The organism is Planctomycetia bacterium, from assembly GCA_034440135.1.
In the GTDB taxonomy this organism is placed as follows: Bacteria; Planctomycetota; Planctomycetia; order Pirellulales; family JALHLM01; genus JALHLM01.
On sequence record JAWXBP010000038.1, the window covers coordinates 1 to 9,234 of the forward strand.

General features: G+C 61.0%; 5 protein-coding genes. All 5 read right to left on the minus strand.

Annotated elements, in window-relative coordinates; translation table 11 throughout:
- Positions 1 to 38 precede the first annotated feature (38 nt).
- Complete coding sequence (locus SGJ19_01870) at positions 39 to 1,760, minus strand: phospholipase C, phosphocholine-specific (protein ID MDZ4778984.1); 1,722 nt, start codon at positions 1,758 to 1,760, stop codon at positions 39 to 41.
- A 138-nt stretch (positions 1,761 to 1,898) separates the two neighbouring features.
- Positions 1,899 to 2,921, minus strand: a complete 1,023-nt coding sequence (locus SGJ19_01875) for a hypothetical protein (protein ID MDZ4778985.1) — start codon at positions 2,919 to 2,921, stop codon at positions 1,899 to 1,901.
- Between the two features lie 291 nt (positions 2,922 to 3,212).
- Entirely contained in the window at positions 3,213 to 4,979 is a 1,767-nt protein-coding gene (locus SGJ19_01880) for a DUF4340 domain-containing protein (GenBank protein ID MDZ4778986.1), read from the minus strand.
- 99 nt (positions 4,980 to 5,078) lie between these two features.
- Positions 5,079 to 7,949 (minus strand): Gldg family protein, encoded by a 2,871-nt coding sequence (locus SGJ19_01885; protein ID MDZ4778987.1) that lies wholly within the window; start codon positions 7,947 to 7,949, stop codon positions 5,079 to 5,081.
- Between the two features lie 66 nt (positions 7,950 to 8,015).
- The gene (locus SGJ19_01890; protein MDZ4778988.1) at positions 8,016 to 8,771 is read right to left on the minus strand and encodes an ATP-binding cassette domain-containing protein; all 756 of its coding nucleotides are present in this window, start codon (positions 8,769 to 8,771) and stop codon (positions 8,016 to 8,018) included.
- Between the last annotated feature and the right edge of the window lie 463 nt (positions 8,772 to 9,234).

The window sequence follows — 9,234 nt, forward strand, 5'->3', positions numbered from 1 at the left end:
GGCTTCCGCACCTACGAAGCCATTGAAACCGCCCTCTATCACAACCTCGGACGCCTACCCGAGCCGGAATTCACCCACAGATTCTGGTGAGGAGGCATATTTTCTTCCTTGATCGCCTTGCCCGTCTTGTGCTTCAGCAGCGTCTCGAGGAACTGCAGCGGCGACGTGTGATCGAACACCTGCGAACAAACGCAGCCGCCGCGGCTCCACGGCGAAGCGATCACCAGCGGCACGCGATATCCCAAGCCGATCGAACTATCCCGCGAATCACCCGGCGCTTTGTGCTTCAATTCCTGTTCCAACTCGACGTACTCCACGCTCGCGTCAATGTCCGCGGACACGCGGCCAGTCTCCGGCTTCTTCGGATTTGGCGCGGTGAACGGCGGCACGTGGTCGAAGTAGCCGTCGTTCTCGTCGTACGTCAGCAGGAAAACCGTCTTCTTCCAAACCTCCGGATTTTCCGTGAGGATGTTCAGCGCCTCGGCGATGTACCACGCGCCGTACCATGCGGAACCGGGATGATCGGAAAACGCCTCCGGCGCCACGAGCCAGGAGACAGTCGGTAACTTGCCGTTGTTCACGTCCTGCCGGAATTGATGCAGCACGTCCCCCTTCGGCACGCTCACGATGCGCTCGACGTCCCCGTCCGTATACTTCAATTCCACCAGCGAATGATAGTCGGGATCGCCGGTGTTCGTCGTGAACGCCTTCTGATGCAAGTTCTTCTGCCGTTCCGTCAGCTTGTCCCAATTTTCCTGCGTGTAGACCGGCAACTCGCGCTCGATCTCCGCCAAGTACGACTTCATGCGCTCCAATCGCCGACGCTCGCGCACCAGTTCGACAGCGCCCGCGTTTTTCAGCTTGGCCTCCAGCGCCGCGATCTCCTTAGGCAATGTCCCGGCGCGCTCGCGAACCCATTTGCGCCGGCTTTCCAGAAAGCGGACCTGATACTGCGCGAAGAATTCAATCGAGTTATCCGTGAAGTTGCCCAGCCAGGCGTCGGCGTCGCCATCCAAGCCGGAACCGACGCTCAATTCATTCTGATAAATGCGCCACGAGACGCCCGCATCCTCCAGCCGCTCCGGAAACGTCGTCCACGAAACCTCGGCGCCATAGTTGGCCTCCGAGTTGAACAGCTTCGGGTGCGAATCCGCGCGCTGTTCCGGCCGCACCGTGCCGCTCCACAGATACAGCCGGTTCGGCGTCGTGCCGGTGAGCGACGAACAGAAATGCTGATCGCAAATCGTGAACGCATCGGCCAGCTCGTAGTAAAAGGGAATGTCCTCGCGATCGTAGTAGCCCATCGTCAGCGGCATTGCCGCGTACTCCGCATGGCCGGACGCCTTGGCTTGCAGCCAACGGTCGCACTTCCCGCCGTTCCGCGCGTCGACCTGATCCGTCCAGGAATGCGGCAGCGATCCCATCCACGTGGCGTTGGTGTCCTTGATGTTCAATCGAAACGGCGCATACGTTTCGCCCTGGTCGTTCGTCTGCGCCCAGACGGGATTGCCATTGGCGAGCGTCATCGCCCGCGGATCGTTGAACCCGCGCACGCCGCGCAAGGTGCCGTAGGCGTGATCGAACGAACGATTTTCCTGCATCAGAATCACGACGTGCTCAGCGTCGAGAAACGTGCTCCCCGGCTCGGGATCGATCGCGAACGCCCGTTGAATCGAAGCCGGCAACGCGCCCGCCACGCCAGCGGCTCCGGACAGCAACGCGGCATGCTTGAAGAAATCACGACGTGACTGAACGCCCATGGCGGCAGGTGCTCCATCGGAGGGGGGGATTGCGAGGCGGGAACGCGCAAGGCGGGCTACCGCTCCACTGTAACCCAGGTCCATGACCTCGGCATGAGGGCGCCGCGAAAAATTCATCAAGAAACGACGGCCGCCGCCCTACTTCTCCCCTAGCGGCACGTCGCGGAACTCGCGATGGCAGGCGGTGCAGTTCCTCGAAATCACGTCGAATTTCTCGGTCAGCAACTTGAGATCGGCCGGCATTGCTTCGGTGGCCGCGCGAAGCGCCGTTTCCAACTCCGTGGCCGCTGTCTCGCTTTCCGTCAACAGTTGTCGGAAACGCTCGGGCTGCTTCTGTACCTCGTCGGTGCGCAATAGCTCGGTAAAATGCTCGCGCAGCAGCAACACCTCATGCGGCGGATCGATGTCCGGATGGTCCGCAGTCGGCTTCCAGCCGGCGGCGGCGATCGACTTCAAATGATCGAACGTGTGCTCCACCGCGACCATCGATTCTGCCATCAACGGAATTTTCTCCGCTTCATGAAATTCCACGATCAATGCATCCAGCAGCGCGTCGTCCAATCGCCGCGCGCTCTCGGCCGATTGATAGAGCCCGCGGTAGTTTTCGCTGGTGCCGGCGATTTTGAGTACCGCCAGGGCGTCGCTCGGCTGAATCAAGCCCGTCGCCACGCAAGCCACGGTCGCCGCCGCGGGACTGCGATGCTTGCCGTGATGACAATGAATATAAATCGGCCCAGGAAGATCACGGACCGCCTTCGCCAGTTGCTGCGCCCGCTCTTCCGGAATGCCGTCGTAGCCGTGCGGCAAGTGAACATAACGCAGGCCATGTTTCTTAGCCAATTCCACCTCAGGCGTGGCGCCGTCGACGCTGATCACGGTCTTCACGCCCAACGCTGCTAACTCTTCGAACGCCGGCTCGCCATCCGGCTGCCCGCCGGAGATGACCTTCTCGTGCAAACGAATCGCATTCGGTAAATACTTCGCGCCAATCTTCTCGGGCTGACGCGCCGCGGCCGCCGGCGCATTCGCTTCGGTGGCCGTCGGTTCGCTGGCGGGCGCCTCAGCGGATTTAGTGGACGCCGTCGGCGCCGGCGGCTTCGCACAGCCATATGCGAATGCCGCAAACAAAAAGCCCACTGCGAAGTACCGCGATCGTGTCATGGCGCCGCCTCCGTTTCTGTTATGTTCGCCCAACCAAGCCTGATTATTGCCCCCCGCTCAGGCCGCGCGTAGTTGCCAAACGGCTTTTATTTCAAGGGCGTAGGGCGGGCCGCGCGTGACGCAAGTTGGTTCAGATGCACAAACGCGCGCAAATCGCCCAGCACGGGAACACAAAAAAAGTAAGGCCCGCCGGGGTCAAACCGGCGGGCCTACATTCTTGTCACAAATGATTTCGTCGTTGGACGACGTGTCGCTGTTTAGCTGCGAAACTCCACGCGCCCCAGCCGCGCCCTACGGATTGGGCGCTTCAGGCGCCGGTTCCGGCTCTGTCGCTGCATCACTTTGGACGTCACCCTCGGCCGGAGCGACCGGCGCCGCGGGCAGCGCATTCTTGAGATCTTCGAATTCTTGCAGCACGTTCTTCTCGCCGGTCAGCGGGTCGGCGCCCTTGATGATGTCCGCCCGCGTGACCTTGATCTTCTTGTAGATCTCGTCCGAAATCACGTAGTACCAGTCTGCGAAGCGATCGTTCAAATCCTTGGCCTTCTGCTGGCCGTCTTTGACCTTCTGATCGTAAAGCTCCTGCGCCCGCTTGTTCTCAGTTTCAATGCGCTGCTTCACCGCGTCGGCGGCGACGTCGTCCGGCGCCTTGGCCGCGGCATCGGCGGGCTGCACCGGTTCGCTGGCTGCCTCGGTGCTCACGTCTTCGGCCACCGCTGTTTCCACCGGCGCAGCCTCCTGGCAAGCATTCGGGTTCGCCGGCTGCTCGGTCGATTCCGTGGCGGCATCCGCCGCCGGTTCCGTCGCGGATTCTGCGTCCGGCTCCGTCGGGGCCGCGCCTTCCGTTTCGGCCGCGGCTTCCGCATTCGCCGGTTCCGGCTGAACCTCGCCCGGCAGCGGTTGCAACTTCGGCGGCTCAATGCGGTCCGGGTTGAACTGCGCGACAATGAAGATGTAACGATTCTGCCCCGTTGCCGCCGCTTCCTCGCCGGGCTTCGTCGCAGGCGACGGCGCGGAGTCGGCCGCGATCTCCCCGAACCGCAGCACGTACTCAACACCTTCCTTCGTGCCGACGATCACTTCGCCTTCGTTCGATTTCAGCGAGCCGTCCAGCACGAAGAAGCCCTTCTGCTGCAACGAGTCGATTGCCTCGTCGTTCAGCGCGATCCCTTCCGACGTTTTCAAATCGGCCGTAAGTCCGGCCGGCTTGCGGCGGACGTCCACGATTCGCAAATCGTCGAGCGCATCGCGCACTTCATTGAGCCGCTCTTCGTTCAACTCTTCGCCTTCTTGCAGGCCGTCCAGTTTCCAGCGCTTCTCCGTCGCGGCGTCATCGTAAGTGAGCGACAACTGGTCGCCGAGCTTGATAACGTCCTCCTGCTTCCGCGCCGCCTCGTTGATGGAGTAGTTGTCCAGGTCGATCGACGTGATGTCCCACGAATTGACCTTCAGCAGATCCGGTTCGATCCACGTCTCGAAGTTCGTCGTCAGCTTCGCCGTGTCGATCTTCGTCAAATAGACCGTGTCCTGCCCCTCGCGGCGCACGAAGCGAACGCCCGACTGACTGGGATCTTCCTTGCCGATGATCAGCCGCACGATCGGCTTGCCCGACTTGTTGTCGAGCGCCACCTTCACGCCAGCCCCTTCGGCGCCGGACTTGATTTCGTTCTTCGCCGGGTCAGGATCCAGCACGCCGTACAGTTCGTGTTCGTTGGAATTGTCCGACTTGATCTCCAGAATCTTGAGATCGATCACGCTCGCCGCGGCGCCGGCCAATTGCTTCTCGGCGTCCGTCGGATAGTTCTCATGCGACGGGATTACCCATTGATTGTTCACCAGCGCCACGCGGAAGTCGCTGGGCGTGGCCGTCTCGGCGTCGTACGAAAAAATCTCCAGACTTCCCGCCGAAAGCGGATCCTTGAAGTCCGGATACAACAGCTCGCCCACGCCGTTCCCGGCAGTGCTCAGCGACGACGCGGGGCGCGTGACGAGAAATGCCACTGCCGCCAATACAATTGCAGTAGCGCCGAAGAGAAGCGTCTTGGCGTTTTCAGTCATGGAACCATCTCCGGCGATTTCAAGCGATTCAATACCAGCAACATGGAATGCTGGATGCTCATGCGAGCAATTCCGCATTCCGACCTCCGCGTTTCCCCGCTACGTCATCCTCAATCGATTTCGCGACACGCCTTCCCGTTCCCGGGCGCGGCGATTGAAGAACACGATCAAACCCACCACGAGCGGCGGAATCGGCGGCAGCGAAACCGCCAGGAACTTATAGCGATTCTGAATTCTGGTGATTTCCAGTTGCGCTTTCCGTTCCGCCTGCTCGATGTTGTCGTCCTTCTGTCGCTTCAACTCATCAGTCTTCGCCAGCAGACGACGCTGTCCGGTTTCCTGAATGGCTTCGATCATGATCCGCTTTTGCCGCGGGTCGAGGCTCGTGTCCTTACGAACCTTGTCCAACTCAGTTTCGAATTGCGCTTTGGCGTCGCTGACGCTCTTGTCGAAGTTCTCGTTATAGGCCGTCACCTCGGCGATGGCCTCTTCCTGAAACACGCCGGTCTGCTTTTCGATCGCTTCCAGCGTGCGATAGGCCGCGCGACGTTTGCGAATCTCGATAAAGCGGTCGTCGCCCGCCAGATCGTCGAGTGTATTCAACACGAAAGTGACGTTGTCGAATTCGAAGTTCACTTCGGCAGCCGGGTCTTTGCCCTGCGCGCGGAGTGCAAAAATCTGCCTTCCGAGCATGTCGATATCGCTCACCAGCACGACGTTCATCTCGTCGCGCTTCTTGGCCGGCGTCGCCGCTGGCGTTTCGGCCGTTGCAGCCGCGGGCGCCGCAACATCCGTCGACGGCGCCGCAGTGGTCTCCGCGGCAGGATCATCGGCGTACATCGGCACTGCCTGCGCCTTGGCTTTACCCTTGATATGCGCGGCAATGACATAGTTCTGCGACGTGTTGTTGTACTTCGGGGGTTCCGTGGCGCCGCCAAACGGATTGCGCGAGGCCGCGATCGCCTCGTAGTCCAAAGTGCCGGTGCGTAAACCGGTCGTGACCAGTTTCTCGAATTGCAGGTCCGACGACGTCCGCTGGCGAATCGCGCCAGGGCCCAGCAACACGAGCTGCTGGAGTTGCGACGTGATCTCGTCCTGACCACTAAAGGCCTGGGCGTTGCCCGGTTGAGCGTTGTCGACGAAGATGATCTCGCGCGGCAAGTCGCTCAGCTTGCGATACGGCTTGTAGTCCTGCCAGACGACGTCTTTGTCGCCAAATTCCACGCCCAGCAAATCCCAGAGCTCCTGGATATTACCCTTTGGCTGCTGCTGCGGTTGCTGCATCTGCATCATATTCATGCCCCCCGGCGGCGTGCGCGGGGCGCTCGTCGCGGCGACTTGCATCGTCATCGGGTAAGGGTCTTCGAAGATCGCCGTCGGCATCCCAGCGCGGATCGCGTTCACCAGGCTCTGCATCCCCTCCGGACCAAGCGACGAAGGCTGCACGGCCAGCAGCACGTCCAGATCGTCGGGAATCGGCTGGTCCGAATTGACGCGCACGATTTCGTATTGCTTCTCCAACTCGTTGATGATCGGCTCGTTTTCCGACATCGAGAACGTCATCTGATTGAAGCTGCCGAACAGCGGCGTGTCGGTCATCAACACGCCCAGCCGCTTGCGCTTCTGCTCGCTCACCGTGGCGACCGAGCGGATCAACTCGTACTCGACCGGCAAACCCTTCTCGAAAAACGGCACTTTGACTTTTTCCAGTCCGGACGAAAACGCCACGCCCAGATAAATGTCCTCCACCGCGATCGCCCCGCGCTCGTGGGAAATCACTTGCTGGCTTTCGATGCCGTGCCGGTCCTTCGCCAGTTCGGCGCTCTGGCTGAACCGCTCCGTCTCGTACACATGCACGTCGACCTTCTCCCCGCCGAGCGCGTCAAACTCGCGCAACTTCGCCAGCAGTTCCAAACGAGTCGGCACGTATTCTTCCGGCACCGAAGGACTGACATAGGCGTCGATTCGCACCGGGCGATCCAGATTCTTGAGCAATTGGAGCGTGCTGGGCGACAGCGCGGTGAGCCGCTCCGTGGTCACATCCTGCCGCGCGTCGAAGGCCTGCGCGATCACGCTAATGCCCACCACGGCGACGAGGATCGAAACAATCCGAGCCAAGTAATGCCAAACCAGATTCGCCGCATTCGGGCCGCCCAGCCAATGCCGGCGGCCAATCAGCACCACGCTCAAGTAGTACATCGCCGCGGCGATCGCCACGAAGTACAACACGCTCGACAGGCTGATCACGCCGCGGCCGAAATCGACGAACCGTTCGGCCAGGCTCCAGCGGCGAATCGCGTTCGTCCAGTCGCTCGTCGAAACGATCACGTTCGCCGAAGACGCGAACGCCAAGGGAGCGTTGAACGCAATGCCCAGAATGAAGCCGACCGTCAGGTTGCCGGTCAGGAACGAAGCCACCATCCCGATGGCCAGCATCGCCAGGCCCATGAACCAGTAGCCGACATAAGTGGCGATAAACAGCCCCACGTCCGGATTGCCAAGCACGCCCAGCACAAAGAAGTTCGAGAACAGCGAGAACATCAGCGAAACCGTGAAGATCGCCACGGTCGAGAGGTATTTACCGAGCACGATATCCGTGTCAGCGGCCGGAATCGTCAACAACAACTCGTCCGTTCCCTGCCGGCGCTCATCGGCCCAGATGCTCATCGTGATCGCCGGGATGAAGATCAACATCACCAGCGGCAAATACTGATTCAGCTGGTCCAAATTGGCCAGGTTCGAGTTGAAGAACTCATTCGGCCAGAACGCGCACAGCGAACCCAGCGACACGAACAGGCAAATGAACAGGTAGCCCGTCGGGTTGCTGAAATAGCTGACGAAGTTGCGCTTCAACACGGCGTAGGCGGCCCGCTTCCACGTCGCCAGCCCGCGCACCAGCAAGTACCACACGCAACCCAGCACGGCCAAAAAGCCGATGATGCAACCCAGCGAAATCAGAAACGGCGGCATGACTTCAAGTCCTTGGCAATATATGGCGGCGAATCCACTCTTGGCAGGCGTCAGCGTAACGGCAGGTCACCCCGCCAACTGCTGTTCCGTCTTCGGCGCGGTGAATTCGTAAAAGTGTTCTTCCAACGGGCGACCGTCTGCGACGAGTTTCGAGACCGGGCCGTCGTACATCAAGCGCCCTTCGCTGATGAACAGCACCCGGCTGCACATCGCGTGTACTTCCTGCAAAATGTGCGTCGAGAGCAGGATCGTCTTGTCCTTGCCCAGGCGGACGATGTTGTCGCGCACTTCGCGGATCTGGTTCGGGTCCAGCCCCGCCGTCGGCTCGTCCATGATCAGCACGTCCGGCTCATGCAGCAGCGCCTGGGCCATGCCCACCCGCTGACGGTAGCCTTTCGAAAGCTTGCCGACCGGCTTGCCGATCACGTCGCCCAACGCACACTGGTCGATCACGGCTTCGATCCGTTCGCGACGTCGCGCTCCGGTAATGCCACGGGCGTCCGCGAAGAAGCCCAGCAACGTGCGCGGCGTCATGTCCGGGTAGAGCGGCCCGTTTTCCGGCAAATACCCCAGTCGACGGCTGCCGGCCAGGCGATCGGTCGCCATGTCGTGGCCGGCGATCCTCGCGGTTCCGGCCGTCGCGGCCAGATACCCGGTGAGCACTTTCATCGTCGTGCTTTTGCCCGCGCCGTTAGGGCCCAGGAACGCGACGACCTCCCCCTTGGGGATCGTGAACGTCACGTCGTCGATGGCGGCGAATTCACCGTAATACTTGGTCAGGCCAATGGCCTCGATCATGGCCGGCCGAGCGTCTTGACTCATCGTTGGTTCTATCTCCCTGCGGCGATCAAGCGCCGGTCTAGTGCATCAAAACGGCCAAAGTCGCAACGCCGACGCCCATTTCAGCTCAGCGGGAATAACAATAGAAGGAACAGTCCGTGTTCTACGCGGCCAGCGCTCCGGGGAACGACCTCGGCCGCGCGGCCGTGGCTTGGCCGCACTAGGGGAACCCGCCGGACAAGCCGGTCTTCCAAGTGGAACGACGTCTGACCAGCTTCCAGGGATGGACCGTAAAGGTAACCGGAATCCCCCTAGACTGTCCATACCTTCCACTACGCGCGATCACGGCGAACAGTTCATCGCATTCGTTTCGTGCGAAATGTCGACGGTGTCGGAATCAAATAAAAAGGAGCGGCATTCGCGTTGCGCGGATGCCGCCCCTCAGATTTATTTTGAAACGGATCGACGGATCAAAATCCGCCGCCACCGCCGCCGCCACCGATAC

Excerpts from the sequence above, each read along its gene's own strand:
- SGJ19_01890 (MDZ4778988.1), bottom strand. The coding sequence starts at position 8,771 with ATGAGTCAAGACGCTCGGCCGGCCATGATCGAGGCCATTGGCCTGACC.
- SGJ19_01885 (MDZ4778987.1), bottom strand. The coding sequence starts at position 7,949 with ATGCCGCCGTTTCTGATTTCGCTGGGTTGCATCATCGGCTTTTTGGCC.
- SGJ19_01870 (MDZ4778984.1), bottom strand. The coding sequence starts at position 1,760 with ATGGGCGTTCAGTCACGTCGTGATTTCTTCAAGCATGCCGCGTTGCTG.
- SGJ19_01880 (MDZ4778986.1), bottom strand. The coding sequence starts at position 4,979 with ATGACTGAAAACGCCAAGACGCTTCTCTTCGGCGCTACTGCAATTGTA.
- SGJ19_01875 (MDZ4778985.1), bottom strand. The coding sequence starts at position 2,921 with ATGACACGATCGCGGTACTTCGCAGTGGGCTTTTTGTTTGCGGCATTC.